Annotated in this window: 11 protein-coding genes and 2 pseudogenes; 7 read left to right on the top strand and 6 right to left on the bottom strand. The window is 68.2% G+C overall.

The window, feature by feature from the left end; all coding sequences use genetic code 11:
* Positions 1-164: 164 nt before the first annotated feature.
* Positions 165-1,040, bottom strand: a complete 876-nt coding sequence (gene phhA, locus NI18_RS11720) for a phenylalanine 4-monooxygenase (protein WP_037530019.1) — start codon at positions 1,038-1,040, stop codon at positions 165-167.
* Positions 1,041-1,062: 22 nt separating this feature from the next.
* Between phhA and NI18_RS11715 the strand changes: the two genes are divergently transcribed.
* The gene (locus NI18_RS11715; protein ID WP_037530017.1) at positions 1,063-1,728 is read left to right on the top strand and encodes a TIGR02117 family protein; all 666 of its coding nucleotides are present in this window, start codon (positions 1,063-1,065) and stop codon (positions 1,726-1,728) included.
* 492 nt (positions 1,729-2,220) lie between these two features.
* On the opposite strand, the pseudogene NI18_RS11710 reads toward NI18_RS11715, so the two are convergent.
* Positions 2,221-3,224 (bottom strand): annotated as a pseudogene (locus tag NI18_RS11710) (glycerophosphodiester phosphodiesterase).
* Between the two features lie 129 nt (positions 3,225-3,353).
* Here NI18_RS11710 and NI18_RS11705 point away from each other — a divergent pair.
* From NI18_RS11705 to NI18_RS11680, 6 genes and pseudogenes are all read left to right on the top strand, one after another.
* Positions 3,354-3,917: a 2Fe-2S iron-sulfur cluster-binding protein gene (locus NI18_RS11705; RefSeq protein WP_081874216.1), complete on the top strand. Its 564-nt coding sequence runs from the start codon at positions 3,354-3,356 to the stop codon at positions 3,915-3,917.
* Positions 3,914-4,894 (top strand): xanthine dehydrogenase family protein subunit M, encoded by a 981-nt coding sequence (locus tag NI18_RS11700; RefSeq protein ID WP_037530016.1) that lies wholly within the window; start codon positions 3,914-3,916, stop codon positions 4,892-4,894. Before NI18_RS11705 ends, NI18_RS11700 begins: the two co-directional genes overlap by 4 nt.
* Before the next feature lie 2 nt (positions 4,895-4,896).
* Positions 4,897-7,128 carry a xanthine dehydrogenase family protein molybdopterin-binding subunit gene (locus NI18_RS11695; protein WP_037530015.1) on the top strand — a complete coding sequence of 744 codons (2,232 nt, stop codon included), beginning with the start codon at positions 4,897-4,899 and terminating at the stop codon, positions 7,126-7,128.
* Positions 7,129-7,488: 360 nt separating this feature from the next.
* Positions 7,489-9,693, top strand: coding sequence for a xanthine dehydrogenase family protein molybdopterin-binding subunit (locus NI18_RS11690; RefSeq protein ID WP_037530013.1), 2,205 nt, complete (start codon positions 7,489-7,491; stop codon positions 9,691-9,693).
* A gap of 46 nt (positions 9,694-9,739) precedes the next feature.
* A pseudogene (locus NI18_RS11685) lies at positions 9,740-10,662 on the top strand (XdhC family protein).
* The gene (locus tag NI18_RS11680) at positions 10,649-11,266 is read left to right on the top strand and encodes a nucleotidyltransferase family protein (RefSeq protein WP_037530012.1); all 618 of its coding nucleotides are present in this window, start codon (positions 10,649-10,651) and stop codon (positions 11,264-11,266) included. Before NI18_RS11685 ends, NI18_RS11680 begins: the two are co-directional and overlap by 14 nt.
* Here NI18_RS11680 and NI18_RS11675 read toward each other — a convergent pair.
* From NI18_RS11675 to NI18_RS11660, 4 genes are all read right to left on the bottom strand, one after another.
* Positions 11,241-12,449, bottom strand: a complete 1,209-nt coding sequence (locus tag NI18_RS11675) for an ABC transporter permease (RefSeq protein WP_031440131.1) — start codon at positions 12,447-12,449, stop codon at positions 11,241-11,243. The genes NI18_RS11680 and NI18_RS11675 overlap by 26 nt on opposite strands.
* Before the next feature lie 3 nt (positions 12,450-12,452).
* Positions 12,453-12,875, bottom strand: a complete 423-nt coding sequence (locus NI18_RS11670; RefSeq protein ID WP_084215168.1) for a DUF559 domain-containing protein — start codon at positions 12,873-12,875, stop codon at positions 12,453-12,455.
* A gap of 82 nt (positions 12,876-12,957) precedes the next feature.
* Positions 12,958-13,614, bottom strand: coding sequence for an ABC transporter ATP-binding protein (locus NI18_RS11665; protein ID WP_081874217.1), 657 nt, complete (start codon positions 13,612-13,614; stop codon positions 12,958-12,960).
* A 55-nt stretch (positions 13,615-13,669) separates the two neighbouring features.
* Complete coding sequence (locus NI18_RS11660; RefSeq protein WP_037530011.1) at positions 13,670-13,876, bottom strand: hypothetical protein; 207 nt, start codon at positions 13,874-13,876, stop codon at positions 13,670-13,672.
* Positions 13,877-14,267: the final 391 nt, after the last annotated feature.

Genomic DNA, 14,267 nt, shown 5'->3' with positions numbered 1-14,267 from the left:
AGTCTGGGCCCCCGCCTTCGCGGGGGAACATTGGGGTACGGCCTGCGCCTTGCCTCACACTCTACACCGCCCCGGCGGAGGCCGGGGGCCAGTTGGGTGAAGCTTCGCGCATGAATCGCACCGCTATCCCAGCTGGGCCCCGGCCTTCGCCGGGGGTGGTGGCTTTATGCGGCGCCTGTGGCCTTGGCGTTCGCATAGGCCTGCGTGCCTTGTGTCAGCACGACGTCGCCGGGTTCGATCCGGGCGACGGGGATGTCTGGCTGGGCCTTCAGTTCCTCGTACAGCGGTGCGAAATCGGTCTCGACCGTCAGGCGCAGCAGTTCGTCGAAGCTCGGGATGACGAAGTAATTCTGCTGGAAATCGTCGATCCGGTACTCCGTCCGCATAACCCGCGCGAGGTCGAGGGCGATGCGGTTGGGGCTAGGGTCGTCGAGCGCGAAGCGGGTTTCGGCGAAGCTCGAGACGATGCCCGAGCCGTAGATGCGAAGCCCCTCGGGCTCGGCGATCAGGCCGAATTCGACCGTGTACCAGTAGAGCCGGCCGAGATATTTGAGCGCGTCGAGCCCGAGCGCGCGCTGGCCGCCGCGGCCATAGGCGGCGAGGTAGTCGGCGAAGACCGGGTCGGCGAGCATCGGCACATGCCCGAACACGTCGTGGAAGACGTCGGGTTCCTGGAGATAGTCGAGCTGGTCGGGACGGCGGATGAAATTGCCCGCGACGAAGCGGCGATTGGCCATGTGATCGAAAAACACGTCGTCGGGGACGAGGCCGGGCACCGCGACGACCGACCAGCCGGTGAGCTTCATCAGCCGTTCGGACAGTTCCTCGAAATCGGGAATGCCGGGCTTCGAGAGTTTCAGCACGTCGAGCCCGCGCAGCCACGCGTTCGAGGCGCGACCGGGGAGCAGTTTCGACTGGCGCGCGAACAGCGTGTCCCAGGTCGCATGATCCTCGGCGGTATAGCTCGACCAGTTTTGCGGGATCGTCCAGTCGGGTGCCCCTTCGGGCGGCGTGCTGAGCACGTGCGTTTCTTCTAGCATGGCCATCGTCTAGCATGACCGAATGACAACGGAAACGCGCTGGATTCATTGGTCGTTAAGGATCCTTGCGGTCGTCCTCGCACTGGCTGCGAGCTATGCGGTGGCGGGGCTGGTTGGCGGGGCGATCCCGACCAACCGGGACTGGCGCCCTCCCCCGCGCGGCATCCGCATCTTCGTCGAGAGCAACGGGGTGCATACCGGGATCATCGTCCCGAAGGTCGCGGCCGGGGTGGACTGGCGCGGGTTTGCCCGGCCCGGCGACCTGCGCGACCCGCGTTATGCCGCGTTCGATCACCTTGCGATCGGCTGGGGGGAGAAGGCGTTCTTCCTCGAGACGCCGACCTGGGCGGACGTGAAGCTGCGGACCGTGCTGGCGTCGGCGACCGGCAGCGACGCGGTGCTGCTGCACGTCGAACATCTCGCCGCGCCGGTGACGGGTAGCGATGTGCGCGCGGTGATGCTGAGCGAGCGCGAGTATCGGCGGCTGGCGGGGTATATCGCGGCGACGATCCGGCCGGGGGGGGCGGGCCTATCCGGCTATGCCGGCTATGACGCGTTCTACGACGCGCGGGGGCATTATAGCGGGGTGGCGACGTGCAATGCGTGGACGGGGGATGCGCTGCGGTTCGCAGGCGTGCGGGTCGGGTGGTGGACGCCGTTTCCGGCTACGGTGATGTGGTGGTTTTGAAGGGTTGCCCCCCCTTTGTGTCCCCGCGAAGGCGGGGACACAGACTGGGCTCCCGCCTTCGCGGGAGAACAGGAAGCGGGAGGGATTTCACCTTACCACCCCGGCGGAGGCCGGGGCCCAGTTGGGGGACGTTGCTGACTGAGGGCAGCGCTAGGTTACTTCCGTTTCCCAACTGGGCCCCGGCCTTCGCCGGGGTGGTGTTTTTTGGTGGGCTATCACTCCCCCGCGCGATAGCCTGATATTGCCCACATTCGCCGCGCCGGGGGTCCTTCCTGCAGCGTTTGGCGAGTTCCTTGCGCTGCTTGCCCTCCTCGGCCTCCTGCTTGCGCATCTTGCGGCCGTAATTGCGGTCCGATTCCTCCTGGCTGGTGGTGGTCCAGTCGACCGCCTTGCCCGCGACCTGGAACGGCGCCTTCACGATCGCGTCGCGGTGCTGATGCAGCCCGCGGTCATCAGGGGCAGGATCGCCAGAACGGGAAGAACCTTACGCATCTACTTCACTCCCGCGCGCAGCCGATCGCGCGCCTGCGCCCCGTATAGCGGAAAATCGGTGAAGAATCCGTCGATACCTTGCGCGAGCCCGGCGTCGATCTCCGCGGCGATGTCGGCGTGCGCGGCGGGGTCGGTGCCGCGGCGGAAGCGGTCGGGGACGAACATGTTTTCCGCGCGGTAGGTCCAGGGATGGACGCGCAGCCCCGCGGCATGCGCGTCGGCGACGAGCGGCGACGGCGTCGTGCCCGCCCACAGCATGCCCTTGTTCGGGCCGATGCCGTAGGCATAGCCCGCCACCGCCTTCAGGCCCGCGGGCGTGATCATCGCGGCATAGCTAGGCTGCGCAGCGTCGGCGGGGCCGCCCTCACCGTCGATCAGCTGGATCAGCCGCACCCGCGTCACCGCATGGAGGCGCTGGAGGTTCTTCACCTCGAACGACTGGATGAACACCGGTGCCGTCGCCGAATCCCAGCCGGCCGCCTTCAGCTGCGCGATCAGCAGCAGGTCGGTCGGATGGCCGATGCCGGCGAAATAGGTCGGGTGCTTGGTCTCGGGATAGATGCCGATCGTGCGGCCCGTCTCGGCGGAGCGCCGCTTGGCGAGCGCGATGATCTCGGCGAGCGTCGGGATCTCGAACCGGCCGTCATAGGCGGTGTTGGCGGAGCGGAGTTTCGGCAGCCGCTCCTTCGCGCGCAGCGTCTTCAGCTCGGCGAGCGTGAAATCCTCGACGAACCAGCCGGTAAGACTCTGCCCGTCGATCGTCTTCGTCGTGCGGCGGCTGGCGAATTCGGGATGGTCGGCGACGTCGGTCGTGTCGGCGATCGCGTTTTCGTGCCGTGCGACGAGCACGTCGTCTTTCGTCGGGACGAGGTCGGGCTCGATGAAGTCCGCGCCTGATCGATCGCGAGGTCGTAGGCGGCGAGCGTATGTTCGGGCCGGAGCCCGCTCGCACCGCGGTGCGCGATCACGATCGGGGGTGTCGAGGGAGGATTTTTCGGTGTCATCGCAACAGATTGCCCGCCAGCGACGCCAAGCACCAGTGCGGCAATCCGTGAGAGCCAATCGCAATAGGAAACCATTCGGCGCATCGGCGTTCAGTCCTCATAATTCCCGGTTCCAGAAGGGGCGACCCCATGCATTTCACGATCAATGGTCAATCATATGACGCCGAGCCCGATATCCGCACCTCGGTGCTCGACCTGTGCCGCGAGCATCTTGGCCTCACCGGCTCGAAAAAGGGCTGCGACCACGGCCAGTGCGGGGCGTGTACCGTCCTGATCAACGGCCGCCGCGTCAATTCCTGCCTGACGCTCGCGGTCATGCACCAGGATGACGAGATCACGACGATCGAGGGTCTGGGCCAGCCGGGCAACCTTCATGCGCTGCAGGATGCGTTCGTGCGGCATGACGGTTACCAGTGCGGCTATTGCACGCCCGGCCAGATCTGCTCGGCGGTCGGGATGCTCGACGAGGTCAAGAAGGGCTGGGCCAGCCACGCCTCGGGCGACCTGACCGATCCGAAGTTCGACGATGCCGAGATTTCGGAGCGGATGAGCGGCAATCTGTGCCGTTGCGCTGCCTATCCGAACATCGTCGATGCGATCCGTGAAGTCGGCGACACCGCGCCCAAGGGCCGGTCCGCGGACGAGAAGGATGCGGCGATGGACGCCGATGCGCGCGGGGAGATGGTAGCATGAAGACCTTCACCTATGAGAAACCCGCGACCCCCGAGGCCGCGGTCCGGGATGCCGGGACGACCGGCGCGCGGTTCATCGCGGGCGGGACCAACCTGCTCGACCTGATGAAGCTGCAGGTCGAGACGCCCGACACGCTCGTCGACATCAGCCGCCTCGATCTGGCGAAGATCGAGGAGCGCGAGGATGGCGGGCTGACGATCGGTGCGCTGGTGCCGAACAGCGACCTTGCCGCCGACCGCCGCGTCGTCGCGAAGTACGAGGTGCTGAGCCGCGCCCTGCTCGCGGGCGCATCGGGCCAGCTGCGCAACAAGGCGTCGACCGGGGGCAACATGCTCCAGCGGACGCGCTGCTATTATTTCTACGACACCGCCGCCGCGTGCAACAAGCGCGAGCCCGGCAGCGGCTGTTCGGCGATCGGCGGCTTCAACCGCATCCTCGCGGTGCTCGGCACGAGCGAGCAGTGCATCGCGACTCATCCGAGCGACATGGCGGTCGCGATGCGCGCGCTCGACGCGACGATCGTGACGCTGAAGGCGGACGGCGATCGCCGGCGCATCTCGGTGCACGAATTCTACCGCCTGCCGGGATCGACGCCCGAGATCGAGACCGTGCTCGAGACGGGTGAGCTGATCACGCATATCGAGCTGCCCGCACCGCCCAAGGGCAAGCAGGCCTATCGCAAGGTGCGCGATCGTGCGTCCTACGCCTTCGCGCTCGTCTCGGTCGCGGCCGTGGTCGACGTGCAGGACGGCGTGATCGCGTCCGCCTCGCTCGCGTTCGGCGGGCTCGGGCCGATGCCGTGGCGCAATCCGGCGGTCGAGGCCGCGCTGGTCGGCAAGGCGCCGTCGGACGAGGCCTTCGAGGCCGCGGCGACCGCCTTGCTCGCCGATGCCAAGGGCTATGGCTCGAACGACTTCAAGATCCCCCTCGCGCGTCGCACGCTTATCGCGACGCTGCGCACCGTAACGGGAGCATAATCATGTTCGGTTTTGGAACCACCAACAGCCTGACGATGGACAAGCCGCATCCGGACAGTCTTCTGGACAGCGGCGTCCAGGGCGTCATCGGCAAGCCGCTCGACCGCATCGACGGTCCGCTGAAGGTCAGCGGCACCGCGACCTATGCGGCGGAATATCAGTTCGACGACATGGCCTACGGCGTGCTCGTCGGTACGAAGATCTCTGCGGGCAAGGTCGTGTCGATCGACGTCGACGCGGTGAAGAGCATCCCCGGCGTGCTCGACGTCGTCACCGACTTCGACCAGTTCATCCGCGTGTCCGCACAGGGCGGCGCGACCGATGCACCGACTCAGGGCGTCAAGGACATCGCGTTCTTCGGCCAGATCGTCGCGATCGTGCTCGCCGAGAGCTTCGAGGTCGCACGCGATGCGGCGGCCCGCCTGCCGATCGTCTATGACGAAGCGGAGGGCCAGTATGACTTCGCCGCGCACCGCGACGAGACGCGGACGCCCCCCGACGATGCCGCCCCTGCGCATTTCAAGCAGGGCGATGTCGACACGGCGATGGCCGACGCGGCGGTGACGGTCGATTCGACCTATGTCACGCCGAGCCAGAATTCGGCGGCGATGGAGCCGCATGCCTCGACCGCGGTATGGGAAGAGGACGGCTCACTGACGCTGTACGGCGCCTATCAGATGCCGACGTCCGACGCGCAGCAGCTCGCCAAGTCGCTCGGCCTGTCGGAGAAGAAGGTCCGGATCGTCGCGCGCTATATCGGCGGCGGGTTCGGGTCGAAGCTCGGCATCGCGCCCGAGAGCGTCGCGGCGGCGATCGCCGCCAAGCAGCTCGGCCGTCCGGTCAAGGCGGTCATGTCGCGCCCGCAGGTGTTCGAGGCGACCGTGCGTCGCTCGAACACCGAGCAGCGCGTCCGGCTCGCGGCCAATGCCGAGGGCAAGCTGACCGCGATCGGGCACGAGACGCTCGCGTCGAACCAGTCGACCGAGGACTATTTCGAGCCCGCGGGCATCGGTACGCACCTGCTCTATGGCGGCGAGAACCGGCTGATCACGCATGAGCTGGTCGACGTGAACCTCGTCCTGTCGGGATCGATGCGCGCGCCGGGCGAAGCGGTCGGGATGCTCGCGCTCGAGGGTGCGATGGACGAGCTCGCCGAAAAGCTCGACATGGATCCGATCGAGCTGCGCAAGCGCAACGATCCGCGGATCGATCCGGAGAAGGACGTCCCCTATTCGTCGCGCAACCTGACGCGCGCGCTCGACGAGGGTGCGGCCCGGTTCGGTTGGGACAAGCGCCAGAAGGCGGGCTCGCGCCGCGAGGGCGAGTGGCTGATCGGCATGGGCGTCGCGTCCGCCGTGCGCGGCAACATGATGATGGAATCGTCCGCCAAGGTCGAAATCCATCCCGACGGCACCGCGACCGTATCGTCGGCGATGACCGATATCGGCACGGGCAGCTACACGATCCTCGCGCAGATCGCGTCGGAGATCCTGGGCATCCCGGTCGAGAACATCACCATGTCGCTGGGCGATACCAACGATCCCCCCGCGGCAGGTTCGGGCGGGTCCTGGGGTGCGGCCTCTTCGGGGACCGCGGTCTATCTCGCCTGCGAGATGCTGCGCGGCAAGATCGCCAAGGCGATGGGCGTCGACGAGGACGGCCTGACGCTGAAGGACGGCAAGGCGATCGGCGACAACCGCTCGACCCCGATCGGCGAGCTGGTCGGCAAGGGTCTCGAGGCGACCGGGCATATCAAGCCGGGCAAGCAGGAGAAGGAGACGTCGCAGGCAGGCTTCGGCGCGCATTTCGCCGAGGTCGCGGTCAACGTCATCACCGGCGAGACGCGCGTGCGGCGGATGCTCGGGTCGTTCGCGGCGGGGCGCGTGCTCAACGCGAAGACCGCGCGGTCGCAGTGCCTGGGCGGCATGACCTTCGGCATCGGCACCGCGCTGACCGAGGATCTGATCCACGACACGCGCACCGGCAAGCTGGTGAACCACGATCTCGGCGAATATCACGTGCCGGCCAATGCGGACGTGCCGCAGATGGACGTCCACTTCGTCGACGAGCGCGACATCCATGCGAACCCGATCCACGCCAAGGGGATTGGCGAGCTGGGGATTTCGGGCGCGGGCGCCGCGGTTGCGAATGCGGTGTATAATGCGACGGGGATCCGGGTGCGGGAGTTCCCGATTACGTTGGACAAGCTGTTGGATCAGTTGCCGGCCGTCTGACCTGTTCCCCCGCGGAGGCGGGGGCCCAGGGGTCACGGGCGGTGTCGCTTGTGACCCTGGATCCCCGCCTTCGCGGGGAAACAGGTGGAGTGGGCGCCACCTTCCCTACTACCACCCCGGCGAAGGCCGGGGCCCAGTTGGGGGACTTTCCTGGCAGCGGATCGTCCTTCGTTATGACGACCTTACCAACTGGGCCCCGGCCTCCGCCGGGGTGGTGGTGAGGGGACGGCAGCGAGCCTCGCGTGAGCCGGGCTGGCGTGGCACCGGCCTGCGTCGGGGTTGCGCTGAGACCACGCCGCCACCCTCGTCAAACACCCCCGCCCCCCCTATCTCAGACCCTCCACACCCGAGGACGAGCCTATGACCGACCATGTAATGGACGCCACGTTTCGCCCGGCCGGGCTCGACCGGGCGACGCAGGGGGTTCTCGGGCGCGGGATTGATCGGGTCGAGGGGCCGGCCAAGGTCACCGGCGTCGCCGATTATGCCTATGAGGGCACGCCCGAGCGGATCGCCTATGCCGCGATCGTCGGTACACCGGTCGGCAGCGGCCGGATCCTCAGCATCGATGCGAGCGCGGCCGAGGCGATGCCCGGCGTGATCGCGGTGCTCCACGGCGATCCGCGCATGCCTGCGGGCGAGTCCAATTCGAGCGCGCTGCCGCTGCTCGACACCGACGTCATCCTTCATCTCGGCCAGCCCGTCGCAGTCGTCGTCGCCGAGGACCAGGCGATCGCGCGCGATGCCGCAGCGCTCGTCCGCGTCGAGACCGAGGCGGGCGAGGACCGGTTCGACGTCGAGGCACAGCCGGTCGATACCGATCCGGCGATCGGCTTCGTGCCGCCGGTCGACATGGGCGACCTCGATGCGGCGATGCGCGACGCGGCCGTGACGCTCGATGCGACCTATACGACGCCGGTGCATTTCCCCGCTGCGCTCGAACCGCACGCGACCACCGCCTGGTGGGACGGCGACCGGCTGACGGTGCGGTCGAGCAACCAGGTGATCGGCGCCGCGCGCAAGACGATCGCCAAGGTGCTCAAGATCGATGCCGACAAGGTCCGCGTGCTCGCGCCCTATGTCGGTGGCGGCTTTGGCGGCAAGACCGGCGTCGGCCCCGAGGCGATCCTCGCCGCGATCGCCGCGGAGGCGGTCGGACGCCCGGTCAAGATCGCGCTGCCGCGGCGCCAGACCGCCTATGTCGTCCACCACCGCTCGCATACGACGCAGCGCATCCGCATCGCCGCGGACGAACGCGGCGTGATCCAGGGCATGGGGCATGAGAGCGTCGCCGCGCAGAATGATGACGCGCCGTTCCTCGAACCCGTGCCGTTCGGGACGATCCCGCTCTATCGCGGCGAGTCCCGGCGGTTCAGGACCGACCTCGTCCGCGTCGACCTGCCCGCGAGCGGTGCGGTCCGCGCGCCGGGCGAGGCGGTCGGCACGTTCGGCGTCGAATGCGCGATGGACGAGCTCGCGGTCCAGCTCGGGATCGACCCGATCGAGCTGCGCCGCCGCAACGAGCCCGATTGCGATCCGGGCAGCGGCAAGCCCTTCTCCACGCGGCGCATGCTCCACTGCTACACGCAAGGCGCCGAGCGGTTCGGCTGGCCCGCCGCCGTCCCCGCGCCCGCATCGGTGCGCGAGGGGGAATGGCTGATCGGGATCGGCATGGCGGCCAGCCTGCGCGGCAATTTCACCGTGCAGGCGCAGGCGCGCGTGCGGCTCGAGGCGGACGGCCGCGCTGCGGTCGAATGCGACATGACAGATATCGGCACCGGCACCTACACGATCCTGGCACAGGCCGCGGGCGAGATGCTCGGGCTACCGGTCGCGGACGTGGACGTCCGGCTGGGCGACACCGACTTCCCGCCGACCGCGGGGTCGGGCGGGTCGTTCGGTGCAGGCAGCGCGGTGTCCGCGGTGGTGCTGGCGTGCGAGGACATCCTCGCCGAGCTCGCGCTCCGGATGAACGCGGCGCCCGAGGAGCTGAGCCTCAAGGACGGGTGCGTCAGCGCGGGCGGGCGGCAGGTGAAGCTTGCCGACCTGCTGCGCGGGGCGCCGATCGTCGCGACGGGCAAGACCGGGCCGGGCAAGGAGAGCAAGCGGACCAGCCAGGCGAGCCATGGCGCGCATTTCGTCGAGGTCGCGGTCAACGCGGTCAGCGGCGAGGTGCGGGTGCGGCGGATGCTCGGTGTGTTCGACGTCGGCCGCGTGCTCAACCGCAAGACCGCGACCAGCCAGATCATCGGCGGCATGGCCTGGGGCATCGCCTATGCGCTGACCGAGGAGGGCGTCGTCGACACGCGCACCGGCGCGTTCGTGAACCCCGATTTCGGCGAATATCACGTCGCGGTGAACGCCGACATTCCGCAGCTCGAGGCCTATTTCATCGAGGAGATCGACGATTCGGCGAACCCTGCGGGCGCCAAGGGGGTCGGCGAGCTCGGCATTTCGGGTGCGGGCGCGGCGGTCGCCAACGCGATCTACAATGCGACGGGGGTGCGGGTGCGCGATTTCCCGGTGACGCTCGACAAGCTGCTCGAGGGCTTGCCCGCGGTATAACGTCTGTTCCCACGCCGATGCGGAGGAACGAGAAGAGAGAGAAGACATGGCCGAAAACGATAGCGTGATTGCCGCGGCAAAGACCTGGAAGGGCGAGAAGATGGCGATCGCCACGGTCGTCTCGACCTGGGGCTCGGCGCCGCGTCCCAAGGGGAGCCACATGCTGGTCCACGAGGACGGCCGGTTCGAAGGCTCCGTCTCGGGCGGCTGTGTCGAGAGCGACATCCTCGCCACCGCTGCGACGTAATCGCGGGCGCGCCGTTCCAGCTGCGGAACTACGGTGTCGCGGATGCGGCGGCGTGGGAAGTCGGCCTGCCCTGCGGCGGCGAGATCGCGGTGATGGTCCAGCCGGTGTCCGCCGAGGGCTTCGACCCCGAATTGTTCGACCGGATCGCCGAGGCGCGCGACCAGGGCGATGCGCTGACCGTCACCACCGATCTCGCCACCGGGCACAGCGATGCGCGGCCGGCGGAGACGGGCGAGGTGTTCGTCAACCGCTATGATCCGCCGCGCCGCCTGCTGATCGTCGGCGCGGTGCAGATCGCGCAGGCGCTGGCGGGTCTCGCACGCGAACTGGGGATCGCGACGGTCGTGATCGACCCGCGCGCGCGCTTCCTGACCGACGAGCGCTTTCCCGGCGTCACGCTCGACGATCGCTGGCCCGACGAGGCGATCGCCGCGCTGCGCCCGGGTCCGTCGACCGCAGTCGTGACGCTGAGCCACGACATCAAGATCGACGACCCCGCGCTGATCGCCGCGCTGGCGAGCGACGCCGCCTATGTCGGTGCGCTCGGCAGCCGCAAGAGCCATGCGGCGCGGCGCGAGCGGCTGGCCGCGGCGGGCGTGACCCCTGAGAATATCGACCGGATCGACGCGCCCGTCGGGATCGACATCGGCGCGATCGGGCCGTCCGAGATTGCGCTGTCGGTCGCCGCCGCCATGATCGGAGCCTTCCATGATCGCCGCTGAAGACGTCGTCCTCATCCTGCTCGCCGCGGGTCGCTCGCAGCGGTTCGGCATCCCGAACAAGCTCGAGGTGCCGTTCCTCAACAAGCCGGTCGGGCTCCACGTCGTCACCGCGTTCGAGGCGATCCCGTTCCGCGACCGGCTGGTCGTCACCGATGGCTGCACGCTCGATTTCGCGAGCCATGGCTATGCGGTGGTGCATAACGACGATCCCGCGGCGGGGATGGCGCAGTCGGTCAAGCTGGGCGTGCAGCGCGCCAAGGACGACGGCGCGCAGGCGGTCCTGATCGCGCTGGCCGACATGCCGCGCGTGACCGCGGCGCATGTCTACCGGATGCTCGACGCCGCCGACAGCGCGGATGCGGTGGTCGCGTCGAGCGACGGGGTGAAGCCGTCGCCCCCTGCCCTGTTCGCCCGCGACCGGTTCGATTTCCTGCTCTCGCTCGACGGCGATGCGGGTGCCCGCGACCTGGTGAAGGCGGGGCGGCACGTGGTGACTGCGCCGGCCGAGCTGATCGACATCGACACGCCCGAGGATCTGGAGCGGCTGCAGGCGCTGGTCCATGACCCGCGCGCGGCGATCACTCGTGCCTTAACGCGTCGATAGGGTTCATCGCGGCGGCGCGGCGTGCGGGGAAATAGCCGAAGACGACGCCGATCACCGCGGAGATTCCGAACGCGAACAGGTTGATCTCGGGCACGAACAGCCACTGAACCTTGATCAACGGCGCGATGATCGCGATCGCCAGCTGTGCGATCACCAGCCCGATCAGCCCGCCCAGGCACGACAGCACGATCGCCTCGACGAGGAACTGCAACAGCACCTCGCGCGCCACCGCGCCGATCGCGAGCCGGATGCCGATCTCGCGCGTGCGTTCGGTCACCGATACCAGCATGATGTTCATGATCCCGATCCCGCCGACGACTAGGCTGATCCCCGCGACCGCCGCGACGATGCCGGTCAGCAACGTCGTCGTGCCGGTCAGCGTGTCGGAAATCTGCTTGGTGTCGAAGATGTTGAAGTCATCCTCCTTGCCCGCGGTGATCGTCCGGCGTTCGCGCAGCAGGTCGGTGATCGACGCCTGCACGGTCGCGGTCGAGAATTTCTGGTCGACGCCCACCAGCATCAGGCGGATGTCGCGATTGCCCGTAAAGCGGCGCTGCACCGCCTTGATCGGCATGATGACCACGTCGTCCTGATCGCCGCCGAACCCCGCCTGCCCGCGCGTCGACAGCACGCCGATCACGTCGCAGCTGATCGCGCCGATCCGCATGCGAAGGCCCACCGCGTCGCCGCCGCGGAACAGGTTGGTGCGTACGGTATTGCCGATGATGCACACCGCCTTGCCCGAGGCTTCCTCGACCGGCGTGAAGATCCGCCCGGTCGCCAGCGGCCAGGGCTGGACCTGGAAATAGGCGCTGGTGGTGCCGTTGATCGTCGTCGACCAGTTGGCGCCTTCATAGATCGCGGTGGCGGTCGCCTGCGCCTGGGGGGCGACCGCGGTGACGCCGGCGATCTGGTTGGCGACCGCGGTGACGTCCTCGGGCTTGAAATCGGGCGGCCGCGGTCCGCCGCCGCCGCGGCCGAAGCCCTGGCCCGGCCGGATCTGGAGGATGTTGGTGCCGAGCGCGGAGATCGACTGCTGTACCGCGGCGGTCGTCGCCTTGCCGAGCGTGACCATCGTCACGACCGCCCCGACGCCGATGACGATGCCGAGGATGGTCAGGAACGACCGCAGGATATGGCGGCGGATCGAGCGCAGCGCGAGCGAGAGGGTGGTGCCGAACATGACTTAAAGCCCCTCCCCTTCAGGAGTGTCGGATCGGCCATGCCCCCGGCATGGCCTGAAGGATGCGGGGCATCCTTCACCCGGCACTGGGTTGGGGTGGGGCAGCCGCCAGCGTGCCCGCGCCGGCAACGCCTGCGCGACGGAAAGGATGTGGAGCAGAACGCCTTCGGCATTCTCCATCACGTCGGTGTTGCCGACCCTTATGGTCGTGAAGCCCAGTTGCTGCATCAGGGCGTCCCTGTTTCGATCGATGTCGGGATCGTGGGTGTGGCCATCGACTTCGACGATCAGCCCGGTGGCCGGGCAGAAGAAATCGACGATCCTCGTGCCGAGTACGGCCTGGCGGCGGAACTTGAAGCCGCCGAGCTGGCTGTTCGAGAGGCCGCGCCACAGGCGTTTTTCGGGTTCTGTTGGGTCGCGACGCATGTGCGTTGCTCGCTTGGCGAGTGTGGTTCCCCACCCCCAACCCCTCCCCTGAAGGGGAGGGGCTTATCGGGGGGTTGGGCCATCACGACTCGACCCTTTCGCCTTGCTCGTGGCGGCTTTCGATGCGTTCGACCAGGCCGTCCTTGAAGTGCACGACGGTGCGCGCGAAGGCGGCCATGTCGGGTTCGTGGGTGACCATCAGGACGGTGATGTTCTGTTCGGCGTTGAGCCGCGTCAGCAGCTGCATGATCTCGACCGAGCGTTCGCTGTCGAGATTGCCGGTCGGTTCGTCCGCGAGCAGCACGTCGGGGTTCGTCACCAGCGCGCGCGCGATCGCGACGCGCTGTTGCTGGCCGCCGGACAGCTCGGCGGGGGTGTGGTCCCACCAGTCGGCGAGCCCGACCGTGTCGAGGCTGGCCATCGCCGCCGCGCGGCGCGCGCGCTTCTCGTCGCCGCGGTACAGGAGCGGCAGCTCGACATTCTCGAGCGCGGAGGTGCGCGAGAGGAGGTTGAACCCCTGAAACACGAAGCCGAGATATTTGCGGCGGAGCAGCGCGCGCTGGTCGCGGTCGAGCGTCTCGACATGATGGCCGCGGAACAGGAAGGTCCCCGCGCTCGGCACGTCGAGACAGCCGAGGATGTTCATCGTCGTCGACTTGCCCGACCCCGACGGGCCCATCACCGCGACGAAATCGCCGCCGGCAATGTCGAGGTCGACGCCTTTCAGCGCCTGGAACATCGTCGCGCCCGCGCCGTACGTCTTGGTGACGCCGCGCAGCGAGATCAGGGGCGGATTACTGGCCACCGCCCCCGCCCTTGCTCGCGCCACCGCCGCGACGGCCACCGCCACCGCGCTTCGTCTCGTCCGAGCCGCTCGCGAGCTGGCCGGTGATGACCTGCGCGCCGGGCTGGAGATTGCCCGACAGCACCTCGGTCATCGTCCCGTTGGTGTCGCCGGTGGTGATCTGCACCGGCTGCGGCGTGCCGTCGGCGCCCTTCACATCAGTTTGTCTCGGTCGCCACACGGGCGACGAGCGTCGCGGTGCGCCTCCCCCTCCCGCTCCGCCGACGTAATTCCTTCCGATGCAGCCTTGTGCGCATCAACAGCCTTCCCTTTCGACCGCTGGCAGACCGGTCGAACCCATGCCCCACCGTCCGACACGGTGTGGCATGTGCCCCCCTCAGTCTGCCACTCCAGACGCATGGAGCTCCCGCGCGGTCGTATGCAGCGATCGGCGCCAATATTCGGGCAGCCACGGTATGACTAAGCTTCGTGAAGCCGTGACGATCGAGAACACCCTGTACCGGGTGCTCGGTACGGCTCACCATAGCGCGCCCGCCGAGTTCACCGGCGCGCCGAAAGTTATCCTCCGTGCGCGATCGGATCCCGAC

It is taken from the genome of Sphingomonas sp. Ant20 (assembly GCF_000783375.1).
Classification (GTDB): Bacteria; Pseudomonadota; Alphaproteobacteria; order Sphingomonadales; family Sphingomonadaceae; genus Sphingomonas; species Sphingomonas aerolata.
The sequence above is the reverse complement of the archived record's forward strand: the minus strand, read 5'-3'. Positions and strand labels throughout refer to the sequence as shown.

Bases quoted from the DNA above. Each gene is read 5' to 3' on its own strand.
- phhA (WP_037530019.1), bottom strand. From the start codon at position 1,040: ATGCTAGAAGAAACGCACGTGCTCAGCACGCCGCCCGAAGGGGCACCC.
- NI18_RS11715 (WP_037530017.1), top strand. From the start codon at position 1,063: ATGACAACGGAAACGCGCTGGATTCATTGGTCGTTAAGGATCCTTGCG.
- NI18_RS11705 (WP_081874216.1), top strand. From the start codon at position 3,354: ATGCATTTCACGATCAATGGTCAATCATATGACGCCGAGCCCGATATC.
- NI18_RS11700 (WP_037530016.1), top strand. From the start codon at position 3,914: ATGAAGACCTTCACCTATGAGAAACCCGCGACCCCCGAGGCCGCGGTC.
- NI18_RS11695 (WP_037530015.1), top strand. From the start codon at position 4,897: ATGTTCGGTTTTGGAACCACCAACAGCCTGACGATGGACAAGCCGCAT.
- NI18_RS11690 (WP_037530013.1), top strand. From the start codon at position 7,489: ATGACCGACCATGTAATGGACGCCACGTTTCGCCCGGCCGGGCTCGAC.
- NI18_RS11680 (WP_037530012.1), top strand. From the start codon at position 10,649: ATGATCGCCGCTGAAGACGTCGTCCTCATCCTGCTCGCCGCGGGTCGC.
- NI18_RS11675 (WP_031440131.1), bottom strand. From the start codon at position 12,449: ATGTTCGGCACCACCCTCTCGCTCGCGCTGCGCTCGATCCGCCGCCAT.
- NI18_RS11670 (WP_084215168.1), bottom strand. From the start codon at position 12,875: ATGCGTCGCGACCCAACAGAACCCGAAAAACGCCTGTGGCGCGGCCTC.
- NI18_RS11665 (WP_081874217.1), bottom strand. From the start codon at position 13,614: ATGTTCCAGGCGCTGAAAGGCGTCGACCTCGACATTGCCGGCGGCGAT.